Source organism: Sphingobium xenophagum (genome assembly GCF_031457465.1).
In the GTDB taxonomy this organism is placed as follows: domain Bacteria; phylum Pseudomonadota; class Alphaproteobacteria; order Sphingomonadales; family Sphingomonadaceae; genus Sphingobium; species Sphingobium xenophagum_A.
The window spans coordinates 115,634-141,402 of the sequence record NZ_JAVDWV010000004.1 but is presented as its reverse complement, the minus strand read 5'-3'; the positions used below and the strand labels follow the sequence as shown (position 1 = coordinate 141,402).

Sequence of the window (25,769 nt, the reverse complement as noted above, 5' to 3'; positions counted from 1 at the left end):
ACATCCCGCTTCATCAACATGCAAGGTACTACTCTTCTGGATCGCGGGCTATGGCGACCTCGAATTAGCAGGATCAAAAACCTCAACGATAGGGTAAGTGACTAATTTCGCTGAACGTGTCGAAACGACCCTTCATATAGGGTCAGGATATAGGATCAGGACCTATTAAATTACTTGCATTGGGGGTTACCGTTTGATTCAGTGGCGGCGTGAAGGAGGCGCTGCCATGAGTGATCTGATCTGGCTATCAGAGGCGCAAATGCGCCGGATCGAGCCGTATTTTCCTCTGTCGCATGGGGTTCCGCGTGTTGATGATCGCCGGGTCATCAGCGGCATCATCTTCGTGATAAGGAACGGTCTGCGGTGGCGGGATGCGCCTGCGGAATACGGGCCGCCCAAGACGATCTACAACCGCTTCATCCGTTGGAGCCGACTTGGCGTGTTCAACACAATATTCGCAGGCCTCGCGGCTAAGGGTGGGAAGCCGGACCAGTTGATGATCGAAGCGACCCATCTCAAAGCGCACCGAACAGCGGCCAGCCTTCTCAAAAAGGGGCTCAGCGGGCCATTGATCCCCCGGATCAATGGCTGCTCCGCTTCGCTCCCCGACGTATCGGACGCACCAAGGGCGGCCTGAACTCGAAACTCCATGCTGTCTGCGATGGCAAGGGCAGGCCGTTGGTCATGCTGCTGAGCGAAGGCCAGATGAGCGACTACAAAGGCGCAGCCCTCATGATCGACGCCTTGCCCAAGGCCAAAGCCCTACTCGGCGACAAGAGATATGATGCCGACTGGTTCCGGGCCGCGCTGGCAGACCGTAAGATCGCCGCCTGCATCCCGTCAAAGGCGAACCGGAAGATACCAATTCCGCACGACGCCACGCTCTATCGCCAACGCCACAAGATCGAGATCATGTTCGGCAGGCTAAAGGACTGGCGACGCATCCATACCCGCTACGATCGATGCGCCCACACCTTCATGTCCGCCATCTGTATCGCCGCAACAATCATCTTCTGGCTCAATCAATGAGTCCTGACCCTAAATCATCAGAGCGATCGGTAAAATTCGATAGACATCTCTTCGGCCAAACAGTCAAGTATCGGCGGAACCAGCCTGTCGTGAAAATCAATCGACATATGCGCTTCAAAAGCGGCATCGTCCCGAAATGTCGCAACAACCTGAAACAGGTCAGGATCGGATTCAGATTGGAATAATTCATAGACGAGTGCGTCTGGCTCATGCTTGAACACTAATTGTTTGAGTTCCGATTGCAGGGCAATCATTTCGTCCCGCTTCTCGGGCGTTGCCCGCAACTGCGCAATAAAACTCTTCCCCGGCATCAATCCTCTCCTTTGACCATGGAGAGATCATAGAGAATCTCTCTTTCGTACGACCCATCCATGCAACTGACGATCTTGTCGATCAGTGGCTTATTATGGTCATAAGCCATGTGCGCCTCGTCGGCCGATTCATCGACGAAGCTCTCGAACACTGCGAACATACCCGGCTCAGCCAATCGGAAGAACTGATAATGCAGGGTTCCCGGCTCGTCTTTCGCCAGCCCTTCCATTTCCCGCGCCAAAGATAGGAACTCGGCCTCGCGACTTTCCTGGATTCGAAATCGTGACAAGAAACTAAACGCCATCGCGTTGATCCTCTCGCTTTTAACGGTTTTTATGCTCTTCTGCTCGTCATATGGTCAGTGCGTCAAAGCTTGTGCGGCACATTAGGCACAATCGCAATAAAAACAAACATGAATGATTGGGCAAATGCGTTTGGCGACACTCCGGCACGGGCAAAATACCCTGTCGATAATGATCATATAAAAAACATTCATGACTGATTGCAAATCGCTCCATTCGTGATAATCCTGATGTCGAACCCGCAGCAATGGCGGGGCAACAAGGAGAGAGAGGCATGTTGAACAGGCAGCTTTACCGCTCGTCATGTTTGTTCGCGTTGATCGTCGCAACAAGCAGTGCGCTGGCAAGCGCGCAGACGTCCACCAACACCGATACCGTGCCTCAGGTGGGCAACGCCGATACCGCCACATCAAATGTCGGACTGGCCGACATCATCGTCACCGCCACCCGTCGTTCGACGGACCTCCAATCGACGCCCGTATCCGTTTCGGCCGTCGATAGTGCGTTGATAGCGCAAACATCGCCTCGTGATCTTGGCGATATTGCTGCTTTTGTTCCCAATTTTTCCGCGGCGACGATTGCCAATTTCAACGCCGCCAGTTTCGCGATGCGCGGCGTTGGGCAAACGTCGATCATTGTCTATTTCGAGCCCCCGGTTGCGGTACTGGTGGATGATTTCGTCGTTCCTTCTGTGCAGACCCAATTGCTCGACACTTTCGATGTGGCGCAGGTGGAAGTTCTGCGCGGGCCGCAGGGCACGTTGTTTGGCAAGAATACGACCGGCGGTGTGGTCACGGTCCGCACGAAACGGCCCGAACTCGACTATGTCGGCGTTGAGGGCCGGGTCGAATATGGCGATTTCGGGCAGCGCAAGCTTCAGGCATCGGCCAATGTTCCCATCGGGTCGATCGCCGCCTTACGGCTGGTCGGCGGATATGAAAAGTCCGACGGTTATTATACCAATGGTGCCTGCTACGGGCCAGTGACTGGTTTTGTACCCAATAAATTTCAGGGGCGCAGCGGTTGCCTGGGCGGCGAAACGCTGGGCGGCAAAGATGTGTGGCAGGCGCGTGCCAAACTGCTTATCGAACCGTCCTCGAATTTCAGCGCCCTGTTCCAATATGAGTGGATTCGCGATACGTCCGATGTCGTGCCGTCAGTGAACGAAAATTACCTCTATACCGGCGACAATCCATTCCTCACCGATCTTCTGGGTCTTACCGAACCCAACGCCCAGAACCGCGACCCATTGGACCGTGCGGCCTATACCGGGCGCAATGATGGCTTGCTGTTCATGGGTCAGGGCCAACGCATCTCCGTCGATGGCCTATATGCCAATATCGAATATGATACGGGGCTAGGGACGATCACATCGGTTTCGGGGTATCGCAATCAACGATCGCGCATTCCTAACTCTTATGCCGGTGCTACTGCGGTTGCGGCTGATGGCCAATATCTGTCCTTCTTCGATGCGACGCGCGATGATAATCGCAAGACATGGCAGCAGGAATTGCGCTTCGCGTCGGATTTCGCCGGGCCGTTCAATTTTGTTGCTGGCGGTTTCTATCAACGGGACAAGGTTGATTTCTGCGTTGGCCAGATATTGGGCTTTCTGGATCTGACATCGGGACCGCTTCCCTTTGGCAATTGGAACGATACCCCTTATGTTCTGTGCAACGCGCAGCGGTCAAAATCCCGCGCGCTTTTCCTCGAAGGCACGTTCAAGGCCACGGACCGTCTGACGATCACCGCTGGGGGACGGTATACGTGGGATGACAAGACCTGGCTCGGCCGCCAGCAGACTTTCATTCCTGAACTGGGTGGCGGGTTCGATCCGACAATCACCATCAGCCAAGCGCTCGACGCCAGCGTTTACAACTATCCCGCTGGCGTGGTCACCGTGTCCGACAAGTGGCGGGAGCCGACCTATCGGGTCAGTGTCAGCTATCAGGCAACGGACGATCTATTCGTCTTTGGTGGTTATTCGCGCGGTTATAAAGGTGGCGGCTTTAATGACCAGATTGGCGGCTTTGCTGCATTTGGCAGCGATCTGAACGCATTTCAGGAGGCCGCACGCGCCACTGACCCGGAAAAGGCCGACAGCTTCGAAGTCGGTCTGAAGTCCCAATTTCTGGACAATCGCATAAGGTTCAATCTGACGGGCTTCTATGTCAAATATAAGGACCTCCAAAAGCAGTTGAATGTGCCGATTGAGGTCAACGGCCAGCCCAATCAGGTCACATTGTTCGTCAATGCTGCCAGCGCGACCGTCAAGGGCATCGAGGCGGAACTATCGGCCAATCCGGTCGAAGGTCTGACCCTTCGCGGCGTACTTGGTTATCAGGATGGTAAATATAATAATTATACGGCGGCCAATGCAGGCTATGATCTGGCGTCCGCACCGCTTGATCGTGCGCCGAAATGGCAATGGACGCTGGACGGGGTCTATTCTGTTCCGATTGGCGATTATAAGCTGACGTTGAATGCCAACGCCGCCTATACCGGCCGGAACCTCAACACCCAGGCGATCGATGATCCGCTCGGCAATACCTTCCTCAACGCGCGAACGCTGGTGAACGGGTCGATCACCCTGTCACAGTTTGACAATAAATATTATCTGCGTCTGGTCGGCAGAAACCTGACGGACAAGCGCTACCGGGTCGGCATTCAGAATGTGGCTGGCCTGTGGCTCAACTCTCAATATGGACCACCGCGCTATTTTGGCCTCGAAGCGGGCGTGGCACTTGGCAGCAAGCGGTAACTATCTTAAACGCGGCCAGTCATGCACTGGCCGCGCCTTTTCCTGGGGAAGTCATGGTGAACGCGGAAAATAGGCCGTTTGGTCACGCCCTGGCGGTCAGCCTTGTGGCCTTGTTAATCGGCTGCAACTCAGCGACCAGCGACAACAAGTCGGTTGCGCAGAATATTGAACAGTGGGAACTGCAGCTCGACGATGCGAGCGATGGCGATGACTGGCCTGCCTTCGGCCGCACCTATGGCGAACAACATTACAGCCCCCTCGACCAAATAAACAGAGAGAATGTCAAGGATTTAGGCTTGGTCTGGGCGGTTGACCTGCCCCCTGGCAATCCAGCAACCGGGCCGATCGAAGTGGATGGCACCGTTTATCTGGCGAGTGGATACTCGGTTGTGCGCGCCATTGATGTTGCGACCGGCAAAGTCAAATGGACTCATGATCCCAAAGCGCCCGAAGCATCCGGCATTCGTTTACGACAGGGGTGGGGCAGTCGCGGGATCGCCTATTGGAATCATAAGGTCATCACCGCTACGCAGGATGGACGGCTGATTGCCCTTGATGAACGCACCGGCGAGCCAGTCTGGACGGTCCAGACTCTGCCCGAAGGCGCGCCAATGTTTATTTCCGGGCCGCCACGGGTGTTCGACGGCAAGGTGATCATTGGCAACGCCGGCTCCGACGAGAGCGCTGTGCGCGGTTTTGTAACGGCGTTCGACGCCGACACTGGGCGCTTTTTGTGGAAATTCTACACTGTCCCCGGCAATCCCGCCAATGGCTTTGAGGATGCCGCGCAGGAAATGGCAGCAAGAACCTGGCATGGAGATTGGTGGACATATGGCGGCGGGGGGTCTGTCTGGAATGCGATGACCTATGACAAGGGGAACGACCAGATTTTGATCGGAACGGGCAATGGCGCGCCGTGGAATCACAAGATCCGGTCGATGGGAAAAGGCGATAATCTCTTCGTCTGTTCCATCGTCGCGCTGGATGCGAAAACCGGCAAATATAAATGGCACTATCAGATAAATCCCGGTGAAAGCTGGGATTTCAATGCCGCGATGGACATGGAACTGGCCGATCTGGTGATTGATGGAAAGCCGCGACAGGTGGTCATGACCGCACCCAAAAACGGTTTTTATTATGTCATAGACCGGCAGAATGGAAAGTTGATTTCGGCCGAACCCTTTGTGGAGGTTACTTGGGCAAAGGGAATTGACATCAAAACCGGCCGACCGATGGAAAATCCCGGCGTCCGGTACGAAAGCGGGAAAACCACGTTCCGGCCGACACCGCTCGGTGCGCATAGCTGGATGCCGATGGCCTATAATCCAAAGGCCGCTCTCACCTATATTCCTGCGATCGATCTTCAGGCGTCGTTCGACGATACCGGCATCACCCGCGAAAATTTCAAATTCGCCGGAGGGATGGGGCTTTCGCCGGGGGTCGGCTATTCAATTGATGCGGGTGGCAAGGATGTGACCGGATGGCTGATTGCCTGGGACCCAGTGGCGCAGAAACCACGCTGGAAGTTGCCGATGGAAACGCACGGCAATGGCGGCATCATGACAAGCGCAGGCATGCTCGTGTTTCAGGGACGGCCAGATGGTGGATTTTCGGCGTATGACGCGGAAAACGGTAAGCGGCTCTGGAATTTCGATGCGCGGGCAGGCGTGGTGGCACCGCCCATCTCCTATCGACACAAGGGGCGGCAATATGTCACGGTCGTAGCAGGTATCGGTACCAGCGTTGGCCTTTTTGGACCGATGTTCGCGCAATATGGTATAGATTACAGGACACAGGCTCGGCGCGTGTTGACCTTCGCGATCGGCGGCACACAACAATTGCCACCCCGCACGCCGTATAAGGCGACCGCGTTCAATGACCCGGAGTTCAAGCCCGATGCGGCGATGGCAGCGCGGGGTGAAGCCATTTTCGGCGGGCGCTGTGCCGTTTGTCATGGGACATCTGTGATAGCGGGAGGCACAGCCCCGGATCTACGTGGCTCCGCCGCCGTCGCTGATAAGGACAGCTTCACCCAGATCGTGGCCCATGGCGCACTGGTATCGGCCGGTATGCCGGACTTTGGCGAATTTAAGCCTGACCAGATTGAGGCTTTGCGTCACTATATTCGGACGCGGGCAGCGGTCTTGCGAAGCGGTAAAAAGGATGAATCGGTCGGATCAGCGCACAAGACGGGCGAGTGATGCGATTATAGCATTTCAGGAGAATGATTGTCGTTCAGCATGGATGAGACCCTCGCGCGCTCATGATCTGCTTTTGCAATGTCACAAGGTGCGAAAGATATTGTTCGCGAACGGCATCGACAAGAACCAGGGTTGCCGACTGTAAAAAGCAGGCATGAAGTTCCATGCGGCACAAAGCTGCGTCACACTGACCGAGCGACCAGCGGCGATAGACCAGAAATTCATGCATGACATGGGTGTCTATCACATATTCCAGGTCCAGATCGTCGCGGACATGGCCGACTTCCTGTTGCAGCAATAGCCAAGCCCGGAAGCGGGCGCGAGCGACAGATGTTAGTTCGCGCACCTCCAACTCGCGCGGTTCGGGCGTAAATACAAAATCGATGACGACCCGCGCATAAAGGCAGTCGCGTTCCAGTTCGCTGACCATCCAATCAAGTTCGGCAAAAACCACATCGAGCGTGTAGGTCGCGTTGCGCCGGGCAATATGCGCTCGGACTTCGACCATCCGGTCGATCACCGTGGCACTGACCACCCCGTCCTTGTCCCCAAACAGGCGATAGACGGTTCGTTGCGCAACGCCTGCATCTTCGGACAGACGCCGGATCGTCAAGGCCGGCACACCCCCTTCGCCCAGCAGCCGATGGGCGGTGTCGACGATTCGTGCACGCCGCAATGTCATCGCCGGGCTCGTGTAGCGGCGGCGGGCCGACTCTTTTTTCACAGACTCTTTTTGCACCGCACGATGTTCCTCATAGCGCATATATTGGCCCCCTCCTGCATATTCATAGGCGCAAGCAGGCATGAAACCCTCAAATTCCGCATGACCTTGCTGCGCCGCAGAAAAACAAATCATACATGACTGTTTTTTATCTCTTCACAAAAATGAACATATGTACTCATTTGTTGGTGTCGAGCGAAAATGCCGACGCTGATTCGAACTGCCGCCCGGTGAGATGGCAGTCGGTTGGAGGGGAAGAACATGATAAGCAGGACACATCTGAATTGCGTCTTCAAATCTTTCGCTGCCGGTCTGCTGGTCAGCACCAGTCCGGCCGCTCTAGCTCAAGGCACACCTGCGCAGGCGCAAGCGGCGCCGCAGCAATCGGTCGGCCTTGAAGATATTGTCGTCACCGCCCGGCGCATTTCGGAATCGCTTCAGGACACGCCGGTCGCGGTTTCGGCCTTCACGTCCGCCGCCATCGAAAATAAATTCGCGACCGATATTCGTGCGCTGGCTGGCGACGTGCCCAATGTCGTCATCACCAACGTGCCGGGCTTCAACGCGGCGTCGATCGGCATTCGTGGGCAATCGACCGGCGATATCATCCTGACCTTCGAGCCCGCCGTCGCGGTGGTGGTTGACGATTTCGTGCTGGCGCACGTTCAGACACAACTATTCGACCTGTTTGACATTGAACGGATCGAGGTGCTGCGCGGGCCACAGGGCACCTTGTTTGGCAAGAATACGGTCGGTGGCGTCGTCAACGTCATCACCAAACGGCCAGAGCCCGGTTTCAGCGGCGAGGTCCGGCTTGGCTATTCCAGTTTCAACACCAAGGATGTGAAGGCCGCCGTCAACATTCCCTTCACCGACAATCTCTATCTCCGGGCTGCCGGCTCCTTCCAGGAAAGTGACGGCTTCTATCGGCTGACGAAGAATAATGACGTCGATGGCATTCAGGGTGTGCCGGGGCGCGGTCAGCGTTGGCCAGGCACACGCTATTTCAGCGGTCGCGCGAAATTATTGTGGGAGCCATCGCCCGACACTGACATCATGCTCACTTACGAGATGCTGCGGGATCGTGGGGATTCCCCGCCTTCCGTTAATGAGACACCACCCGGCTTCCTGTTCGATGTGGTGGGATTCCCTGGCATCCAGACGACTGGTGCCAGTCCCTTTGATACCGGCACCACCCTGTGCGCGGGTTCCGCCTCGGCACCAACCTGTGTCGGAACGCTGGATGGCCACCGCGTCGATGTCGATGGTATCTATTTGCGCGGCGAACATAATATCGATGGCGTGGGCGGTATCACTTTGGTGGGTGGATGGCGGCGGGTTCGTTCCGAATTGCCGTCCGACTATACAGGTGAAAATGCCTATCTGTTCGTGTCAACGCGCGAAGATACCCGTAAGCAATATAGTCTGGAAGGCCGCTTCAGCTCCGACTTCTCCGACGTTCTCAAATTCACGGTCGGGGCCATGTATTGGGGTCAGACACTTGACGCCAATGCGACGAGCTTCCTTGGCTTCCTGCGTTTCCTGGGCGACCCGACGGCCCTGACAGACCCGAACCAGTCGACCGCCAATTATAAGGTCGATTCCTATGCCGTTTTCGGCGAGGCGGAATATAAGGTCGCAGACCCCTTTTCGGTCTTTCTGGGTGGGCGATACACAAAGGAAAGCAAAGATTTCTCAGTCCGGCCGCAGGTTCGCCGGTCGACCATCGCAACGGGTTTCTGGCCCGAATATAGCGATAGTGCCAGCTTCAGCAAACCGACCTTCCGCGGCGGATATCGCTGGGAAATATCGCCCGGCATCAACAATTACTTCACCTATAGCCAAGGCTATAAATCCGGCGGCTATAATGAACAGGCGATGTCCGCGACCTCAGCCTTGCCTTTCGCGGAAGAAACGGCCGACAGTTTCGAATTGGGTTTCAAGACAGAGACGGCCGATCGCCGCCTTCGCGTGAATGTCGCCGCTTTCTATGTGAAATATAATGACCTTCAGCGTGACGCGGTCGTGCCATTCCTTGATCCGATTACCGGCCTGCCGGGTCAGGAAACACGCACCACCAATGCTGGCAAGGCAGAGGTCAAAGGCATTGAGCTTGAGATTTCGGCGGCACCAGTCGCCGGACTGACTCTCGGTGCGGCGGTTGGCTGGCAGAAGGCGAAATATAAGGAGTTCAGTACGGATATTGATGGCGATGGCATCAATGACGACGCCTCTTTCCTGAAATTGCGCAATGCCCCCAACTGGACGGCCAGCGCCAATGCCCGTTACGAATTCCCGCCGACATCCTGGGGCACGGTGTCGATGAATGCCGATATCAACTACCAGTCCGAATATGAATCGACGACGTTGAACGCCGATTTCTCTCAAGGTCAGGCCCGGACACTGGTGGGGGCAAGCATTGGCTGGACCGACCCGTCGGAACGCTACCGCGTAGCGATCTTCGGCCGCAATTTGCTCGACGAAGTGTATCGCGTCTCGGCTAACTCGGTTGCTGGTCTGTTCAACTTCACCAATTACGCGCCCCCTCGTAGCTTCGGCATCGAAGGCGCGGTGAAGTTCTGAGGCGATGGTGGCGGTGCTCTCTCAATGGGCAGGTGGGCGACACCGCTCCCGCACCCTTCTCCCGGCTCGGACTTCGGGCCGGGGGAAGGGGTCAGTGCAAATGATGCGGCCGCCCAATCTCAGCGGGCACCAGATCGAAGGCAAAGCTGATGCGATCCTGCTGTCCCGCGAACGGCAGGGTGGCGTGCCAGAGATAGGAGGGGAACAGGATCATGCGACCGGCACGCGGCGGAAAGACTGTCACATCCCCGCCGCCGCCCAGTTCCGCAGGCAGCATGCCGATGCCGAAAGCACCTGCCTCTTCATCGTCTTCCTCGGCAAATGCCGGATAATAAACCCCCGAAAGCCAGTTGGGCGCGTGAATATGGGCCGAGACTTCGCCGCCAGGGGACAGGATCGTTCCCCACAAAGTCAACGTCCATTCCTTTGGTATCGCCGCGAGAAAGGGGTGATCGACCGGCAGTCGCGCCAGTCTCGCCCATTCCTGGGCCAGCTTGTCGGTGGCGATCTTCGCCAACATGCTGAGGGCAGGGGTCGGCGCACCGACCAGTTCGCTGCTTTGCCGTCCCTTCCGCGTGACCAGCCCGGCAGGCTCATAAGTGAGCGACGGGTGCATGGTCAGTTCTTCGACGAGGCTATGATTGAAACTCTGCATGTCGGCAAAGCCCAGCGCCGATGGAATGTCGTGGACCGTAACGAAGCGCTTCAGCCCCATCAGATCGTCGCGACCGGCGGTATCGCCCAAGCGCGTCAGCGCGGCCATTTTGAGGGCCAGGGGGGTGGTGATGCTTGGCTGCGTGGCGATCAGCCGATTGCATATATCGACCGCCGCCTTCGGTTCATCGGCGCGGATCAGGATGCGGGCCAGATTGACGCCGAGCGCATGATGGGGGGCCGCGAGGTCGAGTGCAGGCCTGAGCGCCGCCAGCGCCAACGAATAATCGCCCCTCTTCTCCAGCAACAGGCCCAGTTGATTGGCCGCGCGAATATGGGTTGGCTGGCCTTTCGCTATTGCTTTCAGCAAGGTTTCAGCTTCCTTGTGTTCGCCGATATTGGCCAGCGCGCCAGCCAGGTTGATCATACTATCGCCATGCCCCGGCCGCAGCCGCAAGGACTGGCGATAGCAAGCAGTTGCCTCCTGCCAGCGGCTAAGCCCGGCCAAGGCGACACCCATATTGGTCAGCGCGTCGGGATGATCGCCGGCCTGCTCCAATATGGGCAGCGCGTCCGCGCAACGACCCGCGGATATCAGGCACGATCCAAGGTTGGACAGCGTGGCGGGATGCCCTGGGCGCAGTCGCAAAGCGGTTTCGAATGCCGCGCAGGCGGCGTCGAACTGCCCGTCATTTTTCAGGGCAACGCCCAGATTCTGGTGACGCGCCGGATTGCCGACATCAACGTCTCTGGCATGGCTGAACATGGCGATGGCAGTTCGGGTCTCGCCTGTCCGCTGCGCCACGATGCCAGCCAGCGTCAGGGCATCGGCGTCGTCATGCCGCTGGGCGAGAAGACGATCAATCAGCGGCTTCGCGGCAGCAGGGCTGGGGCCCTGCGCGATGCGCGCCGCCTCTTTCAACAAATCCCCCCACATGGCGAAAGGTCCTTTTTATGATTGGCGTCATCATGCATGTCCGCACAAAGCCTGACAAGACAGACGAATTTATAGCATTGACGACCCAGTTGCAGCGGGACGTTCATGCCAATGAGCCGGACACCTTGCTGTTTCAGGTGTTGCGGTCGCAGGGCGATCCGAACAGCTTTGCCTTTATGGAGCTTTTTACTTCGGAGGAAGCGCGCAAAGCCCATGCCCGGCAACCCTATCATGTAGCCATGTCGGCAGCAGGCTATGCCTGCTTGGAAGGCGAACCGGACATACGCAGCTTTGATCCTCTGGGCAAACTTGCCCTGACGGGAGCCGCGGCATGATGGGCGCGCTTGATGGACGCATCGCGCTGGTCACTGGATGCACCGGCGGCATCGGCAGCGAAATTTCCCGCCAGCTTGCAGCCACGGGCGCAACGGTTGTTGGGGCTGACCTGCCCGACCGGCCTGCGGACTGGAGCGGCGCCGACTATCTGAAGCTCGATGTTACCGACGAAGGTTCGTGGCAGGATGCTGTCGCTGCTGTCGACCAGAAGTTCGGACGGTTGGATATTCTGGTCCATGTCGCGGGTATCGTCGTCGTCGAAAAGATGGAGACAACGACGATCGACCAGTGGCGCAAGCAAATGGCGGTGAATGTCGACGGCGTGTTCCTTGGCACCAAGAGTGCGACGGCGCTCTTGCGCCGGTCCGGCGAAAATTTGCCGCATGGCGCGTCGGTGATCGTGATATCCTCCGTCGCCGGCAAGATAGGCTCTCCCCTTCACGTCGGTTATTGCACGTCGAAAGGGGCCGCGACGCTGTTCGTGAAAGCCTGCGCGATGGAATTTTCCGCCCTCGGCTACAAGATCCGGGTCAATTCGGTTCATCCAAGCGGCGTCAAAACCGGCATGGTCGATCATATCCTGCAGCGCATCGTCGACAATGGTTTTGCCGCCAGCGTTGAGGAAGCCGCGGCCGGACTGGCCCCCGCGCATCCGATCGGACGCATGGCAGAGCCCATCGACATTGCCAAGACCGTGCGCTTTCTGGCGTCAGACGATGCAGGCTATATGCATGGCTCCGAACTCATCGTCGACGGCGGGTTCACAGCCCAATGAGCAACCTGGCTGGAAAAGTGGCGCTGGTCACTGGTGGCACCAGCGGCATCGGCGCTGCGGTGTCGGCGCAACTGTCGGTATCGGGCGCTCGCGTCGCGGTGCTATCCAATGCGCCGCGTCAGGAACTGGACGAAGCAGTGGCTTCGGGCTGCATCGCCTGGGGTGAGCAAGTGGATATTGCTGACGCGGAGGCCGTTGCGCAAGCCGTGGGCCGGATCGAGCAGGAGCTTGGGGCCGTCAGGCTTCTGGTCAATAACGCGGCTATCTGGGCGTCCAACCCGGTCCCGGAAAGCCCGATCGCACTGTTCGACCGCCATATCGACGTCAATCTCAAGGGCAGCTTTTACGTTACCCAGGCGGTGCTGCCCGGCTTGATCAGGGCTGGCGGCGGGGCCATCGTCTTTATCGGATCGGTCAGCGGCATCGCCGGTCGCGCTGGCGACAGCGCCTATAGCGCATCAAAGGCCGGTGTTGCCATGCTTGCCCGTACGCTGGCCACCGAACTTGGACCGCGCGGGGTCAGGATCAATTGCGTCTGCCCCGGCGCGGTTGCGACACCCTTAACGGCTGGTCTGCGCACCCCGGAGGGCGAGCAGGCCATCGCCGCCTTGATGGATGGCCATCCCAGCCCACGACGGACCTTCTTCATGGACCCGGAGCAGATCGCCAATCTGGTCTGCTTCCTGCTCGATGATCGGTCGAGTGCAGTCCACGGTGCGGTGATCCCTGCGGACGAAGGCCTGACCGCAACCATGTGATGACGCAATGACAAGAGAGGATAAGCTGATGACAATCGCGCACGATCCAGGAAAGACCGGCGATCTCATCGTCAACATTCACGATTGCCGACCCGTGATGCTGGGAGCGGGAACGACCATCCGTCTGTTGCGATACAGTGAAGAGACAGGTGACTGGGTGCTGTGGGTCCAGATGGAACCGGGCGCAACCTTCGCGCCGCACTGGCATCTGGGCCATGGCCAATATTTCGTGACCAAGGGGGAACTGATCTACGATGTCGGATCGGCTCCGGCGGGCACCTATGGCTATGAGCCCATCGGATCACGCCACAGCGAAGCGCGCTGCGAGGAAGTCACAGAATATCTGTTCATGGGCCATGGTGCGGTGGCCTTCACCGATGAAGAAGGGGGCATCCGCTTCATTCTCAACCACGAATATCTGCGCGACGTTGCGCGTGGGGATGTGGCGTCCGACATTTCAAACGACGCGATGGAGCAGGCGGCATGACGGCAACCGGCAATCCCCGCGCCGAAAGATTGCGGGCGATCATGGTGGAGGAGGGGCTGGATGCCGTCGTGCTCAGCCATCCGCACGATGTGCGCTATGCCACAGGCTATCATTCCATTCTGGAACGCTGGGGCCAGATGGAGGCCATGGCCGCGGCGATTGTCTATGCCGATCCAGCCAAGCCGCTGACATTGGTGATCCCGGAGGCTAATCTGGGATTGGTTGCGGTGCTAAATCGCGACGGTGATGCCTGCACGTTCGGGGAAATCCGGACATTTGACATGCTGAATTTCTGCGAGGTCAGTCGTTATATCGACCCTGACCGGCCTGTAACGCAGCTTGGCAGGGATGCCGGTGAATTGATGCCTGCGATTGCGGGTAGCTGCCAACCCGATGTGACGGCGGCTATTGCGGCGGCGCTTGCCGACCACGGCATGGCGGGCAAGGCGATAGGCTTTGATGAACATCGCGTATCGGCGCGGATCGCGCCTGCCGTGCCGCATGATTATCGCGACATATTGGACCTCATGATGCGCGCCCGCGTGGTCAAGACCGCAGAGGAACTGACGCGCTATCGCCAGGTCGGCCTGCTCGCCGACCGGATCATCGCCTATGCCGGATCGCTGTTGCACGAAGGGGCCGACTGGAATGACGTGCAGGCCCGCATCTGTGATTTCATGGTCCGGCACGCGGTCATCCCGGTGGATGAAGGTGCCATGCTGTTCGGCGGTGCCTATGAAGCGGATGAATTTATTCCCGACCTGTTCCGTACCCGCGGCAATCGGACCCTGCGCCGTGGCGACATAGTGATCCTTGAAACGCAGGGCATTCATGACGGCTTCTGGGTGGACATCAACCGCACGGCAATGATCGGACCGCCCAGCGATGCCTATCGGCGCCAGCATGACATATTGCGCGATGCCTTTCTGAAAATGGTGGACCATCTGCGGCCGGGCGTTTCCACCGCCAGCCTGCCGCAGATCGGCTATGACTATTTGAAAGCGCACGGTGTCGCGACACCTGAAAAGTTGCTGGTCGTCGCGCATGGCATTGGCCTCATGCCGCTGGAAATTCCCTTGCCTTATCCCGCCGCTGGCCTCGCCGGGGTCAAGCAGGGCTTCATCATGGAGGAAAATATGCTGATCTCGCTCGACAGCCTGTATTTCGGCGCAAAGCTCGGACCATGCCACATGGAAAATGTCTATGCCATCACGGCCAAGGGTCCTGAACCCATGTATGCCGCGCCGCTGGAACTGATCGAAGCCCCGGCAACACGGGAGCTGACCGATGCATGAAGGGCAAGCACAGATCGGCGACAATGACCGTCGGCTCGAAAAATATCGGCGCATGCAGCGTATCCGCCAGTTCGAGACCAAGGCGGAGAATATTCACGCCGCTGGCGAGATACCGGGCGCGCTGCACACTTATGCCGGAATGGAAGCGTCGGGTGTGGGCGCATGCATGGCTTTGCGGAATGACGATTATATGGTCGGCACCCATCGCAGTCACGGCCATCCCATTGCCAAGGGTGCCGCGCTGCGCCCGCTGATGGCGGAACTGCTGGGGAAGGTGACCGGCATTTGCAAGGGCAAGGGCGGGTCGATGCACCTTTCCGACTTTTCGGTTGGCAGTTTGGGCGAAACCAGCATCGTCGGGTCGGGCGGTCCGGTCGCTGCAGGCGCGGCATTGGGGGCTAAGCTTCAGGGATTGGATCGCGTTGCCCTCTGCTTCTTTGGCGATGGCGCATCAAGCGAAGGCGCGATTCATGAAGGCATGAACCTGGCCGCCGTGTGGAAACTACCTGCGATTTTCGTGTGCGAAAATAATCGCTTTGGCATGTCGACGCCAACCAGCGCCGCCGTCGCAGGCGCGCATGTGGCGGATAGAGCGCATGGCTATGGCATTCCCGGCATTATTGTTGATGGGCAGGATGTCGATGCGGTCGAGCAGGCGGTGCGCGAAGCGGTTGACCGGGCGCGTGCGGGCAAGGGACCGACGCTGATCGAAACGAAGACATATCGCTATGCCGATCATGCGGTCAATATGGGCCGTGACCTGACACCGCGCGGGCCTGAACATGACGAGTGGGTGGGACGCGACCCCATCCAACTCTATCGGACGCGGCTGCTCCAAGACGGGGTGACCGAAACGGCGTTGGCCGACATTGAGGAAGCAGTGGCGCATGAGGTGGCTGACGCGCTGCAATATGCCCGCGACAGCGCCTATCCAGTGTTCGAAGAAGCGTTCGACCATGTTTTTGTCGATAGCCTGCCCATTCCCGACGATGTCCGCGCGCACGCCTGACCAGGAGACGAAAATGGCAAAGATCACATTTCTGGAAGCGATCCAGCAAGCGCAGGCCGAAGAACTGGAACGCGACCCGCGCGTGTTCATGATGGGCGAAGATATCCGGTGCAATGTTTTTGGCACGACCACCGGCTTCGTCGAGCGGTTCGGGGAAGAGCGCATCCGCGATACCCCCATCTCGGAAAACGGGTTCATCGGCGCAGCGGGCGGCGCAGCGATGGTCGGCATGCGCCCCATCGTCGATGCGACGCTCTCTTCCTTCCTCTACCCCGCTATGGATCAGATCTGCTCCATCATCGCCAAGTCTCGCTATATTTATGGCGGTCAGGCCAAGCTGCCGCTCGTTATCCGTTCCTGCATGTTCTACGGCAACAGCAATGCGGCGCAGCATAGCGATCGCCCTTATTCGATGTTCATGAACATGCCGGGGCTGAAAATCATCGCGCCATCGGACCCCGCCGACATGAAAGGGCTGTTGAAGGCAGCGATACGGGATGATGACCCGGTGCTCTGCTTTGAAGACGGCACATGCTGGATGGCAAAGGCTGATGTGCCGGATGACCCGGATTTCCTGGTGCCGATCGGTAAAGGCGATATAAAGCGGGAGGGCACCGATCTCACCATCATCGCTATTGCGGGCGGCGTGCCCACCGCGCTCAAGGCCGCGCGACAGCTAGCAGCGGACGGCATTTCAGCGGAAGTTATCGATCCGCGCACGCTGGTGCCGCTCGACCGGGACATGATCCTCAATTCGGTGCGCAAGACGGGGCGGGCGATCTGCGTCGATCCCGCCCATCGCACCTGTAGCGCCGCAAGCGAGATAGCGGCGACGATCGTGGAGCAGGCGTTCGACGCGCTGCGCGCGCCCGTCATCCGCGTCACGACACCGGACACGCATCTCCCCTTCAGTCCGCATATCGAAAAGCCGCTCTATCCGACTGTGGATCGCATCGTCGCTGCGGCCCGTCGCATTGTCGGCGCGCCCGTCGCCCCGCAACCGGCTTGAGGAGAAAGACCATGGCTGAGCATATAATGGTGCTGCCCCAATATGGCATGGGCATGCAGGATGGTGAAATCATACGCTGGCTGAAGGCTGAAGGGGACTTAGTGGCCGAAGGCGAAACGCTGGTCGAGGTCGAGGCGGCCAAGACGACGGTCGAAGTGCCAGCGCCCGTCGGTGGGACGCTGACACGGATCATAGCGGTAGAGGGAGAGACGGTGGATGTCCGTGCGCCCATTGCTGCCATCGAAACCGCCTGAGCGCTGCGAACGATGAAAGCGGGCACAACACCCAAACGATCCATGCCTTGGCCACGCTGGATTATCGGCACCATCATTTTCTTGATTGGCGTCACCCTGCTGGCGGGTGGGGGCTATCTGATTATGTTGGGTGGCTCCGCTTATTATCTGCTCGCGGGCCTTGCCTGCGCGGCGGCGGCTATCCTTATGGTGCGCGGCGACAGGCGGGGCCTGTGGCTCTATGGCGCGATGCTTGGTTGCACACTGCTATGGTCGATATGGGAAGTGGGTGGGCAGTTCTGGCAATTGCTCCCACGACTGGCGGGACCAACCGTCATTGGATTATTCCTTGCCCTGCCGCCTGTGCGTAGCTGGCTTACGCCAACGGCCGACGGCGTGACGCGCTACGCCTGTACCGTCACCGCCGGGGTATCGTTTCTGTTGCTTGCCGTCAGTTTTGCCCTCGTTCCGACCTTTGATGTCAGACCTGTGGCCGCTAATGCCAATGCCAATGCCGGCGGCGTTGCTGCTCAGGCTGACCGCATGGCGACCGACTGGCGCAATTATGGCGGCACGGCAGGCGGCCTGCGCCATTCCGGCGCGGCGCAAATTACCCCCGCCAATGTCGCGCGACTGGAACCGGCATGGTCTTTCGAAACCGGCGACACCCGCGCGAAACGCCCGGAGATCAACAGCATCAGCTTCATGGCAACGCCACTCATGGTGGATGATCGCGTCTATTTCTGTTCGCCGACAGGAAAGATATTCGCGCTGGATGCCGACAGCGGCCAGCAATTGTGGATGCGCGACCCCCAAACCGTGATCGGCAATGCCCAGATGCTCAACTGCCGTGGCGTCTCCTACCATGAAGACCGTGCCACCGTAGGCCTTTGTGCAAAGCGCATCATCAGCATGACCGTGGATGGCCGATTGCTTGCGAGCGATGCGGCGACCGGCCGCCCTTGTGTGGATTTCGGCCGGGACGGGACGGTCAATTTGAACGAGGGGCTGGGCAGCACCGACCCGCTGCGCTCCTACACATCCTCCCCGCCAGCCATTGTCGGCGACGTTGCTATTCTTGGTTCCTATGTCCGGGACAATTACAGCAAGGATGATCCTTCCGGCGTGGTGCGGGCGTTCGATGTCAGGACAGGGGCCTTGCTATGGGCCTGGGACAGCGGGCGTCCGGACGATGCGCCCATGTCGGCCCCCGGCGAGCAATGGACACGCGGGTCCGTCAACGCCTGGAGCGTGTTCAGCGCCGACCCGGCACTCGGTCTCGTATATCTGCCAACCGGCAATGCGACCCCCGATCATGTCGGCACGCATCGATCGCCGATGCTGGAACGTTATGCCAGTTCGATCGTCGCGCTTGACGTGCGCACCGGCCGGGTACGCTGGCATTTCCAGACGGTGCGCCACGATCTGTGGGATTATGACGTGCCCGCCCAGCCGGTCCTGTTCGATCATATCGTAAATGGCCGGACCATAGCGGCGTTGGCTGCACCGACGAAACAGGGCGACATCTACATCCTTGACCGCGCGACCGGGCGGTCTTTGACGCCGGTGGTCGAACAGACGGTGCCGCGCGGCACCATAGCGGGCGAACCCTATGCTGCCAGCCAGCCGCGCGTTAAGGGGTTTGCCAGCTTCACGCCGCCCGATCTGACCGAGACAGACATGTGGGGTGCTACGCCGCTCGATCAGCTCTGGTGCCGCATCCGTTTCCGCTCGCTGGATTATAAGGGCCTCTACACGCCACCATCGGAGCGTGGCGCGCTGCAATGGCCTGGGACGTTCGGCATCTTGAATTGGGGCAGTGTCAGCATTGACCCGAACCGTCGATTGATGATCGTCAATGCCTCGGCCATTCCACAGGAAGTGCGCCTGTTTCGCCATGGCACGGCCGGCGATCGCCCGGCGCAGGCAAAGGACTCGCACGCACCGGGCTATCTGCCCCAGACGGGTACGGACTATGGTGTCAGCCTGCTGCCCATGCTCTCGCCGCTTGGCATTCCCTGTGAAGCGCCGCCATGGGGGAAGCTCGCCGCCGTGGACCTCACCACTGGACGTCTTGCCTGGCAGAGGACCTTAGGAACGACGGCCGATTCTGCTCCGCTTGCTATTGCCGTGCCGGGTTCCTTCAATCTCGGCGGATCGGTCAATACAGCGAGCCGCCTGACCTTCATAGGGGCGGCGATGGACAATCGACTGCGTGCCTTTGATACGGCGAGCGGAAAACTATTATGGAGTGGCCGTCTGCCTGCGGGCGGTCAGGCAACGCCGATCAGCTATGTGTCACGCAAGACCGGGCGCCAATATGTCGTCATAGCCGCTGGCGGTCACGCCTATATGGGCACGACGCCGGGCGATCATCTCGTCGCTTTTGCCTTGCCCAAACCCTAAAGCGCGCGACGGGGCGCTTGGCCATCCCATGCCGCTGCTGCCGCGCGGATCATGTCGAACATCTCGATCATCGGCGGCAGCGGCGCGATCAGTTCAATGAGCGGCCCGTCGCCATCCATTCGGGTATCCAGATAAGCAAAGCGCGACAGGGGAAGGCTCCCCTCCAGCACAATGGGCACATCGGCATGCTGCGCATGCGCGATCGCGGCATCATAATCATCGACCCATGTGCCCAGATGATGGACGCCGCTCCGGCCGCTTTCCAGAAATTCGCTGTAGGTTGAGGGCGCGCTACCGGGCTGGATCAATTCGATCATCGTGTCGCCGCTATAACTGACGGCAACGCCGCTGAAGAGAGGATGGTCCAATGCGACGGCTTCGCCATCGACGCTCAGCGATTCCAAGGGCAGCGGCAGGGGAAATTCGAAAAAGGGTCCGACGCCCATCCTCTTCGTCCAATACTCTATCGCGACATTGATATCGGGAACGACATAGGCGATCTGGAACGTGCGACCATAAAATCGGCTCATGGCAATCCTCTCTCCTTGCGCCGTCAATTCGCCTTGTTTGACAAGCCGCCTCTTGCACTTCCAATAAAAACAGTCATGATTGTTTTGTTAAAATTGTCCACCCCTAATGTGGATTCGGCCGTCACGAGCCGACCAGGGGGTGTTGAGGAGAGGCATGGCCATGATGAAGCTCGATTTCGATGACTGGAACATCCACGTCGGCAAGCCCCATCCATTTAACGATCGCGTAAAGCCGATTGATAATGGCACGGATCGGCCGGACCCGGCGCGCTATCATGATCCCGCGTTCATGGCGGAAGAATGGGATAAGGTGTTTGCGCGAAGCTGGCTGTTGGCGGGGCCTGCATCGGACATTCCCGAACCCGGCGACTTCTTCACATTCGAGATTGGGCCGGAAAATTTCATCATCGTGCGCGGCGACGATGGGGCTATCCACGCGCATTATAATGTCTGCCCGCATCGGGGAAGTCGTCTGGTGACTAGCCAATTTGGCTCGCTCGACCGCTTTACCTGTCCGTTCCATTCGTGGAAGTTTGACCTGGAAGGCCATAATATCGCCGTCACCGATGAGGAGACGTTCCGCCCGGAAGTGTTATGCCATAAGCATGACCTGACATCGGTGCGTTGCGAAGAGGCGGTGGGCCTCATCTTCCTTTCCATGGATAGCGAGATTGAACCGCTCCATGATTGGCTCGCGCCCATCTTGCCCCAGCTTGAGCTGTATCAGATTGACCAAATGTATGTCGTTCAGCATCGACGGTCGGACTGGGGTTCCAACTGGAAAGGCGGCGTCGACGCTTTTGCCGAAATCTACCATCTCCATGCCGTTCATCCGCAGACCCAGTGCCTCATGGATGACCGCACCCAGATCGACCTGTGGTCCGGAGGCCTCTCGCGCCAGTTCGTTCCGTTCGCGCAGCCGGCGGCGCGTTATGCCGATCAGGAAACAGTCAACCCCGGTATTCAGATGATGCTGCGCGACGCCGGTATTGATCCAGCGACCTTCAATGGAACCGCAGCGGAAACGCGACATGCCGTGCAGCAGGCCAAGCGCCGCCGCTCCGACCAGCTCGGTCTTGGCTATGAACGGTTCAGCGACAGCCAGTTGAGTGACTCCGTTGTCTATTCGCTCTTTCCCAACGTTCAGATCGGCTGCCATCCCGAAGCGATCTTCCTGCATCGCTTCGTGCCCCATGCCACTGATCCCAATCAGTTCACTTATGACACCTGCATATTATATCGGCATGTCGATGCGCCCGGCTATGGCGCGCCAGCATGGATGGGACTTGGCGAGGATGTGGATCTGAGCGGCGCGACCCGGCCAGACATTATCCACACGAAGCTGGGCGAGCCGCCTTGTCTTGGCGAAGTGCTGGATCAGGATTCGGAACTTTTGCCCATCGTCCAGGCCGGGGCAAGATCGCGCGGGTTCAAGGGGCCATTATGGAGCGAACAGGAAGGGCGCCTGCGTCATTTTCATGCTGAACTTGATCGTCGGATGGGAAAGCGGCCATGAATTATGATCCGCGCGGATGGGCTGTCCATAAAGGGTCCGAACATCCGTTCGACCAAGCTGCGCCGCCGATTGATAATGGCACTGAACGGCCCGACCCGTCGCGCTATACCGCGCGCGCCTTTTTCGAGCGGGAATGGGACCGGGTTTTCACCCGTAGCTGGCTGCTCGCCGCCCCGGCAAGCGATGTGCCGGAACCGGGCGACTGGGTGAAGTTCGACATCGGCCCGGAAAGTTTTATCGTCGTGCGGCAGGAGGATGGCTCGGTCGCGGCCCACTATAATGTCTGCCCGCATCGCGGCAGTCAGCTTGTCAGCGGAGACATGGGCAGCCAGGACAGCTTTACCTGCCCGTTTCATAGCTGGCGGTTCGGCATTGACGGTCATAATCAGCATGTGACCGATGCCGAAACCTTCCAGCCTGAAGTGCTTTGCCACGGCACGGATCTCAGCTCCGTACGGGCCGAGGAAGCCGTTGGCCTCATATTCATCTGCATGAGCGATGATGCCCCGCCGCTTGCTGATTATCTGGCGCCGGTGCTGCCAATGCTGGAAACCTATCGCATAGACCGGATGCATGTGGTCCAGCATCGCCGGTCAGATTGGGCCGCCAACTGGAAGGGCGGCATTGATGCTTTTTACGAAAGCTATCATCTTCATGCCATCCATCCGCAGACGATGGGGGTCATCGACGATCGGACGCATATCGACCTGTTTCCCGGCGGCCTGTCGCGTCAATTCGTACCCATGGCCCAGCCCAATTCTCATTTCGCTGATCAGACCGGCATCAATCCGGGCATAGCCGCGCTGCTGAAAGATGCAGGCATTGATCCTGAGGAATTTGAGGGCAGCGCGCAGGATAGTCGCGCTGCCGTAGCAGATGCAAAGCGGGAGCGGGCCGCGCGCATTGGTCTAGATTATTCACATTTTTCAGATGCCCAGCTCACCGACAGCACGATTTTTGGCATTTTCCCCAACGCCCAGATCGGCTGCCATCCTGAGGCGGTATTTCTTCACCGTTTCAAGCCGCACGCGACGGATCCTGAACAGTTCACCTATGAAACCACGATCCTCTACCGCCATGTCGATGCGCCCGGCTATGGCGCGCCCGGCTGGATGGGTCTTGGCGCTGACGTCGACGTGACCGGGGCGACCCGGCCGGAGATCGTGCACACCGGCCTTGGTGAACCGCCCGGCATGGGGGAAGTACTCGACCAGGATTCGGACCTGCTCCCCATCGTTCAGGCCGGGGCGCGATCGCGTGGCTTCAAAGGGCCTTTATGGGGCGAACAGGAGGCGCGACTGCGCCACTTCCATGCCGAACTCGACCGCTGGCTCGAACGAAAATGACGGGGCGGGCAGGGGCCTTTCCGCCCCTGCTCCTATCGGGCATCAGAAGGGGCGGATGGTGACCCCATTGTCGATCACCAACTCGGCGCCCGTGATGAAGCGCGATTCATCGGAGGCGAGGAATACTATAAGCGCGCCCACATCCTTGGGATGCCCCGGCGTTCCGGGCGGCAATATACCGTCGGGTATGTCCTTGGGCTGATCGACGCGCCCCTCCGCTGTCTGCACCATCGGCGTCTCGATCGCGCCGGGATGGACGGAATTACAACGGATCTTATACCCCTTTTCCTGGCACATCACCGCGATCGACTTGGTCATCGAACGGACCGCGCCTTTCGCGGCCGAATAGGCAAAGAAAATGGGATAGCCAAGCAGCGCACCCGTCGAACTCATGTTGATGATTGATCCGCCATCGCCTTTGTTCATCAGGGGAATAGCATATTTGCAGCCCAGGAACACGCCATCGGTCATGATCGCGTTGACCCAGCGAAACTGTTCGAGCGTGGTATTTTCAACGTCCGCGCTCAGGACCACACCGGCATTGTTGACCAATATGTCCAGCCGCCCCATCCGCTGTTCGATTTCCGCCATGACGGCAATCCATTGCGCTTCATCGGCAACGTCGAGCGTCATGGCGACCGCACCGTTGCCAATCCGGTCGGCAACGGCCTGCGCCGTCTCCAGTTTGACATCGGTTACGACGACCCTGGCACCTTCGCGCGCCAGCGCTTCGCAATCGGCGGCGCCCAGCCCTGATCCACCGCCAGTCACCAGTGCGACCTTGTCCTTTACCCGGTCCATTCTGTTCTCCTGCATCTTCAGTCAATGACGCGCCTGTGTCGGCGCGTCAGGCTCAGGCTGCGCCGTCATCCCGGAAATAGTCCGGCATCCCCGCTGGCCAGATGACGCCCCATTGCGCCTGCCCGCCGTCGATGACGAGCAGATCGCCGTTGATGAAGCGCGCGGCGGGGGACGACAGATAAGCGATCGCCTCCGCGACATCCCACGCATTGCCGCGCATTTTCATGGGGTTCGCCTTGTGAAACCGCGCCAGCGCCTCTTCGGGATACATACGGAACCCTTCTGTCTCAATGACGCCGGGGCCGATGCAGTTGACACGGATATTCCACTGCGCCCACTCCGTCGCCAGCGTTTTGGACAAGTAGATGACACCGGCACGGGCGGCACAGGTATGGGCGGCCTGCGGCATGCCCCGCTCGACATTGGCAACGATATTGATGATGTTCCCCGGCTTCCCGTCGGCGCGCCAGCGCTTGGCGGCTTCCTGCATCATCCACCAGGTGCCGTTGAGATTGGTGTCGATAACCGCCAGCCAGCCTTTGCGCGAAAAATCAATGGCATCCTGGGGGAACTGCCCGCCGGCATTGTTGACGATGGTGTCCAGGCTGCCGAAATGGTCATGAACCCGCGTGATCAGCGCCTCCACGGCATCGGCATCGCGGATATTTGTGGGGACGGCCAGCACGTCGCGATCCGTCGCCGTGCGAATGAAATCGACCGTCGCCTGCAATTTTTCCGGGTCGCGCCCGCAGATCGTCACCTGCGCGCCAAGTCTCGCCGCCAGATAGGCCGCCGCTTTGCCCATGCCGCTGCCTGCGCCTGTAATCAGGATACTCTGTCCGGCCAGCAGGTCATCGCGATAGATGGTTGATTGCGCCTGCAGCGCATCCTCGTCCAGCCCGCGTGCCGGGCGGTCGGTTCCGTCATCTTCGGGACGGAATATCCGGGGGGTGAAGATTTTTGAGGCGTCCAAATCCATGTCCTTGCGAATCGCGGCACGGGCGGCAACCGCCGCTGTTGATCCCGAACCTAACGCAAGGGTAGCGCTGCGAGACCAAAAAGACAAACAAGATTGTTTTATGATTTGCCCGCCGTCGCCCGTGCGGTAGCAGGCATGATCGCACGTATCTGGTTTTCAAGATGGGCCAGCATCATCGGGACTTTTTCGCGATCCATCGCGCCGGTCTGAACTGCGATCGCCATCCCCTCCATGATGGTTTGCGATAGGCTCATTGCCAGGTCGAACTGGGTCGGCGAATCGCCCCATTCGGGGAATAGGGCGTGCGCCTGTGCGTTGAAGCGATCGCGAAACTCCTCCTGCAATGGCAAAAGAATGTCGGCGAGTTCCTTGTCGGTACGTGCTGCTACCGCCAGTTCATGAAAGGCAATGAAGGCGGGCTTCTGTACTTGCGCCCAATAGGTTTCGACCAGCGTGTCGACATCATGTTCTTCAGGCCGCTCGGCCGCCCGTCTGAATGCGCGCAGGCGCTTTTCATGCAGTTCGATGATCGTCGCCTTGATCAGCGCGGCACCATTTTCAAAATGATGCATCATCGCGCCGCGAGAGAGGCCAGCTTCCTTGGCGACACGGGGGGTCGTCGTATTGGCATAGCCATGCTTTACAATACATCGCACCGTCGCTTCGAGTAACCGGCTACGCGTCTGCGCAGCCTTGGCCGCCTGCAGCGTCCCGCCATTGCTTCTTGTCGCGGCGGGCTTTGTCGATGCGGTTGTGCGGGTGCGGGAAAGGGCCATCTGAATCGCCTGG

The 25,769-nt window shown here is 59.0% G+C and carries 23 protein-coding genes; 15 read left to right on the top strand and 8 right to left on the bottom strand.

The window, feature by feature from the left end; genetic code table 11:
• Positions 1-226 precede the first annotated feature (226 nt).
• Positions 227-1,029 (top strand): IS5 family transposase gene (locus J2W40_RS05280; protein WP_409050340.1). Its coding sequence is split into 2 segments (ribosomal slippage): positions 227-545 and positions 545-1,029, totalling 804 coding nucleotides; the frame shifts between segments, so codons are not numbered across the junction.
• Between the two features lie 17 nt (positions 1,030-1,046).
• Here the strand turns inward: J2W40_RS05280 and J2W40_RS05275 are convergent.
• Both J2W40_RS05275 and J2W40_RS05270 read right to left on the bottom strand, forming a co-directional pair.
• Positions 1,047-1,340 (bottom strand): putative quinol monooxygenase, encoded by a 294-nt coding sequence (locus J2W40_RS05275; RefSeq protein ID WP_310222398.1) that lies wholly within the window; start codon positions 1,338-1,340, stop codon positions 1,047-1,049.
• Positions 1,340-1,645: a putative quinol monooxygenase gene (locus J2W40_RS05270; RefSeq protein ID WP_310222396.1), complete on the bottom strand. Its 306-nt coding sequence runs from the start codon at positions 1,643-1,645 to the stop codon at positions 1,340-1,342. Before J2W40_RS05270 ends, J2W40_RS05275 begins: the two co-directional genes overlap by 1 nt.
• Positions 1,646-1,917: 272 nt before the next feature.
• On the opposite strand from J2W40_RS05270, the gene J2W40_RS05265 reads away from it, so the two are divergent.
• Both J2W40_RS05265 and J2W40_RS05260 read left to right on the top strand, forming a co-directional pair.
• Positions 1,918-4,404, top strand: coding sequence for a TonB-dependent receptor (locus J2W40_RS05265; protein ID WP_310222394.1), 2,487 nt, complete (start codon positions 1,918-1,920; stop codon positions 4,402-4,404).
• 53 nt (positions 4,405-4,457) lie between these two features.
• Entirely contained in the window at positions 4,458-6,605 is a 2,148-nt protein-coding gene (locus tag J2W40_RS05260) for a PQQ-dependent dehydrogenase, methanol/ethanol family (RefSeq protein WP_310222392.1), read from the top strand.
• A gap of 34 nt (positions 6,606-6,639) precedes the next feature.
• Here J2W40_RS05260 and J2W40_RS05255 read toward each other — a convergent pair whose 3' ends face one another.
• Complete coding sequence (locus J2W40_RS05255) at positions 6,640-7,287, bottom strand: TetR/AcrR family transcriptional regulator (RefSeq protein ID WP_310222390.1); 648 nt, start codon at positions 7,285-7,287, stop codon at positions 6,640-6,642.
• A 300-nt stretch (positions 7,288-7,587) separates the two neighbouring features.
• On the opposite strand from J2W40_RS05255, the gene J2W40_RS05250 reads away from it, so the two are divergent.
• Positions 7,588-9,909 (top strand): TonB-dependent receptor, encoded by a 2,322-nt coding sequence (locus tag J2W40_RS05250; RefSeq protein WP_310222388.1) that lies wholly within the window; start codon positions 7,588-7,590, stop codon positions 9,907-9,909.
• A gap of 91 nt (positions 9,910-10,000) precedes the next feature.
• On the opposite strand, the gene J2W40_RS05245 is transcribed toward J2W40_RS05250, so the two are convergent.
• Complete coding sequence (locus J2W40_RS05245; protein WP_310222386.1) at positions 10,001-11,500, bottom strand: tetratricopeptide repeat protein; 1,500 nt, start codon at positions 11,498-11,500, stop codon at positions 10,001-10,003.
• 17 nt (positions 11,501-11,517) lie between these two features.
• Here J2W40_RS05245 and J2W40_RS05240 point away from each other — a divergent pair, with 17 nt between their 5' ends.
• Genes J2W40_RS05240 through J2W40_RS05200 form a run of 9 tightly spaced genes read left to right on the top strand, consistent with a single transcriptional unit; the run spans position 11,518 to position 19,808 of the window.
• Positions 11,518-11,835, top strand: coding sequence for a putative quinol monooxygenase (locus J2W40_RS05240; protein WP_310222384.1), 318 nt, complete (start codon positions 11,518-11,520; stop codon positions 11,833-11,835).
• Positions 11,832-12,611 (top strand): SDR family NAD(P)-dependent oxidoreductase, encoded by a 780-nt coding sequence (locus J2W40_RS05235; RefSeq protein WP_310222382.1) that lies wholly within the window; start codon positions 11,832-11,834, stop codon positions 12,609-12,611. The genes J2W40_RS05240 and J2W40_RS05235 overlap by 4 nt, the downstream gene beginning before the upstream one ends.
• Complete coding sequence (locus J2W40_RS05230; protein WP_310222380.1) at positions 12,608-13,369, top strand: SDR family NAD(P)-dependent oxidoreductase; 762 nt, start codon at positions 12,608-12,610, stop codon at positions 13,367-13,369. Before J2W40_RS05235 ends, J2W40_RS05230 begins: the two co-directional genes overlap by 4 nt.
• Before the next feature lie 28 nt (positions 13,370-13,397).
• Positions 13,398-13,856 carry a cupin domain-containing protein gene (locus J2W40_RS05225; protein WP_310222378.1) on the top strand — a complete coding sequence of 153 codons (459 nt, stop codon included), beginning with the start codon at positions 13,398-13,400 and terminating at the stop codon, positions 13,854-13,856.
• Positions 13,853-15,151, top strand: coding sequence for a M24 family metallopeptidase (locus J2W40_RS05220; protein WP_310222376.1), 1,299 nt, complete (start codon positions 13,853-13,855; stop codon positions 15,149-15,151). The genes J2W40_RS05225 and J2W40_RS05220 overlap by 4 nt, the downstream gene beginning before the upstream one ends.
• Complete coding sequence (locus J2W40_RS05215) at positions 15,144-16,160, top strand: thiamine pyrophosphate-dependent dehydrogenase E1 component subunit alpha (RefSeq protein ID WP_310222374.1); 1,017 nt, start codon at positions 15,144-15,146, stop codon at positions 16,158-16,160. The genes J2W40_RS05220 and J2W40_RS05215 overlap by 8 nt, the downstream gene beginning before the upstream one ends.
• 13 nt (positions 16,161-16,173) lie before the next feature.
• Positions 16,174-17,169, top strand: coding sequence for an alpha-ketoacid dehydrogenase subunit beta (locus J2W40_RS05210; RefSeq protein WP_310222372.1), 996 nt, complete (start codon positions 16,174-16,176; stop codon positions 17,167-17,169).
• Positions 17,170-17,180: 11 nt separating this feature from the next.
• Positions 17,181-17,423 carry a biotin/lipoyl-containing protein gene (locus J2W40_RS05205; protein WP_310222370.1) on the top strand — a complete coding sequence of 81 codons (243 nt, stop codon included), beginning with the start codon at positions 17,181-17,183 and terminating at the stop codon, positions 17,421-17,423.
• A 42-nt stretch (positions 17,424-17,465) separates the two neighbouring features.
• Positions 17,466-19,808, top strand: a complete 2,343-nt coding sequence (locus J2W40_RS05200) for a membrane-bound PQQ-dependent dehydrogenase, glucose/quinate/shikimate family (protein ID WP_310222368.1) — start codon at positions 17,466-17,468, stop codon at positions 19,806-19,808.
• Here J2W40_RS05200 and J2W40_RS05195 read toward each other — a convergent pair.
• The gene (locus tag J2W40_RS05195; protein ID WP_310222367.1) at positions 19,805-20,338 is read right to left on the bottom strand and encodes a VOC family protein; all 534 of its coding nucleotides are present in this window, start codon (positions 20,336-20,338) and stop codon (positions 19,805-19,807) included. The two genes, J2W40_RS05200 and J2W40_RS05195, sit on opposite strands and share 4 nt — an antisense overlap.
• A 163-nt stretch (positions 20,339-20,501) precedes the next feature.
• On the opposite strand from J2W40_RS05195, the gene J2W40_RS05190 reads away from it, so the two are divergent.
• Together J2W40_RS05190 and J2W40_RS05185 are read left to right on the top strand one after the other, a co-directional pair.
• A complete protein-coding gene (locus J2W40_RS05190; protein WP_310222606.1) occupies positions 20,502-21,854 on the top strand; it encodes an aromatic ring-hydroxylating oxygenase subunit alpha in 1,353 nt (450 codons plus the stop codon).
• A complete protein-coding gene (locus tag J2W40_RS05185; RefSeq protein WP_310222365.1) occupies positions 21,851-23,200 on the top strand; it encodes an aromatic ring-hydroxylating oxygenase subunit alpha in 1,350 nt (449 codons plus the stop codon). Before J2W40_RS05190 ends, J2W40_RS05185 begins: the two co-directional genes overlap by 4 nt.
• A gap of 42 nt (positions 23,201-23,242) precedes the next feature.
• Here the strand turns inward: J2W40_RS05185 and J2W40_RS05180 are convergent, their stop codons facing one another.
• The 3 genes from J2W40_RS05180 to J2W40_RS05170 all read right to left on the bottom strand — a co-directional run bounded on the left by J2W40_RS05180 (position 23,243) and on the right by J2W40_RS05170 (position 25,756).
• On the bottom strand, positions 23,243-24,001 hold the full coding sequence (locus tag J2W40_RS05180) for an SDR family oxidoreductase (RefSeq protein WP_310222363.1): 759 nt from the start codon (positions 23,999-24,001) through the stop codon (positions 23,243-23,245).
• Positions 24,002-24,053: 52 nt separating this feature from the next.
• Complete coding sequence (locus J2W40_RS05175) at positions 24,054-24,980, bottom strand: SDR family oxidoreductase (protein WP_310222361.1); 927 nt, start codon at positions 24,978-24,980, stop codon at positions 24,054-24,056.
• 98 nt (positions 24,981-25,078) lie between these two features.
• The gene (locus J2W40_RS05170) at positions 25,079-25,756 is read right to left on the bottom strand and encodes a TetR/AcrR family transcriptional regulator (RefSeq protein WP_310222359.1); all 678 of its coding nucleotides are present in this window, start codon (positions 25,754-25,756) and stop codon (positions 25,079-25,081) included.
• Between the last annotated feature and the right edge of the window lie 13 nt (positions 25,757-25,769).

Bases quoted from the DNA above. Each gene is read 5' to 3' on its own strand.
- J2W40_RS05275 (WP_310222398.1), bottom strand. From the start codon at position 1,340: ATGCCGGGGAAGAGTTTTATTGCGCAGTTGCGGGCAACGCCCGAGAAG.
- J2W40_RS05270 (WP_310222396.1), bottom strand. From the start codon at position 1,645: ATGGCGTTTAGTTTCTTGTCACGATTTCGAATCCAGGAAAGTCGCGAG.
- J2W40_RS05265 (WP_310222394.1), top strand. From the start codon at position 1,918: ATGTTGAACAGGCAGCTTTACCGCTCGTCATGTTTGTTCGCGTTGATC.
- J2W40_RS05260 (WP_310222392.1), top strand. From the start codon at position 4,458: ATGGTGAACGCGGAAAATAGGCCGTTTGGTCACGCCCTGGCGGTCAGC.
- J2W40_RS05255 (WP_310222390.1), bottom strand. From the start codon at position 7,287: ATGACATTGCGGCGTGCACGAATCGTCGACACCGCCCATCGGCTGCTG.
- J2W40_RS05250 (WP_310222388.1), top strand. From the start codon at position 7,588: ATGATAAGCAGGACACATCTGAATTGCGTCTTCAAATCTTTCGCTGCC.
- J2W40_RS05245 (WP_310222386.1), bottom strand. From the start codon at position 11,500: ATGTGGGGGGATTTGTTGAAAGAGGCGGCGCGCATCGCGCAGGGCCCC.
- J2W40_RS05240 (WP_310222384.1), top strand. From the start codon at position 11,518: ATGATTGGCGTCATCATGCATGTCCGCACAAAGCCTGACAAGACAGAC.
- J2W40_RS05235 (WP_310222382.1), top strand. From the start codon at position 11,832: ATGATGGGCGCGCTTGATGGACGCATCGCGCTGGTCACTGGATGCACC.
- J2W40_RS05230 (WP_310222380.1), top strand. From the start codon at position 12,608: ATGAGCAACCTGGCTGGAAAAGTGGCGCTGGTCACTGGTGGCACCAGC.
- J2W40_RS05225 (WP_310222378.1), top strand. From the start codon at position 13,398: ATGACAATCGCGCACGATCCAGGAAAGACCGGCGATCTCATCGTCAAC.
- J2W40_RS05220 (WP_310222376.1), top strand. From the start codon at position 13,853: ATGACGGCAACCGGCAATCCCCGCGCCGAAAGATTGCGGGCGATCATG.
- J2W40_RS05215 (WP_310222374.1), top strand. From the start codon at position 15,144: ATGCATGAAGGGCAAGCACAGATCGGCGACAATGACCGTCGGCTCGAA.
- J2W40_RS05210 (WP_310222372.1), top strand. From the start codon at position 16,174: ATGGCAAAGATCACATTTCTGGAAGCGATCCAGCAAGCGCAGGCCGAA.
- J2W40_RS05205 (WP_310222370.1), top strand. From the start codon at position 17,181: ATGGCTGAGCATATAATGGTGCTGCCCCAATATGGCATGGGCATGCAG.
- J2W40_RS05200 (WP_310222368.1), top strand. From the start codon at position 17,466: ATGCCTTGGCCACGCTGGATTATCGGCACCATCATTTTCTTGATTGGC.
- J2W40_RS05195 (WP_310222367.1), bottom strand. From the start codon at position 20,338: ATGAGCCGATTTTATGGTCGCACGTTCCAGATCGCCTATGTCGTTCCC.
- J2W40_RS05190 (WP_310222606.1), top strand. From the start codon at position 20,502: ATGAAGCTCGATTTCGATGACTGGAACATCCACGTCGGCAAGCCCCAT.
- J2W40_RS05185 (WP_310222365.1), top strand. From the start codon at position 21,851: ATGAATTATGATCCGCGCGGATGGGCTGTCCATAAAGGGTCCGAACAT.
- J2W40_RS05180 (WP_310222363.1), bottom strand. From the start codon at position 24,001: ATGGACCGGGTAAAGGACAAGGTCGCACTGGTGACTGGCGGTGGATCA.
- J2W40_RS05175 (WP_310222361.1), bottom strand. From the start codon at position 24,980: ATGGATTTGGACGCCTCAAAAATCTTCACCCCCCGGATATTCCGTCCC.
- J2W40_RS05170 (WP_310222359.1), bottom strand. From the start codon at position 25,756: ATGGCCCTTTCCCGCACCCGCACAACCGCATCGACAAAGCCCGCCGCG.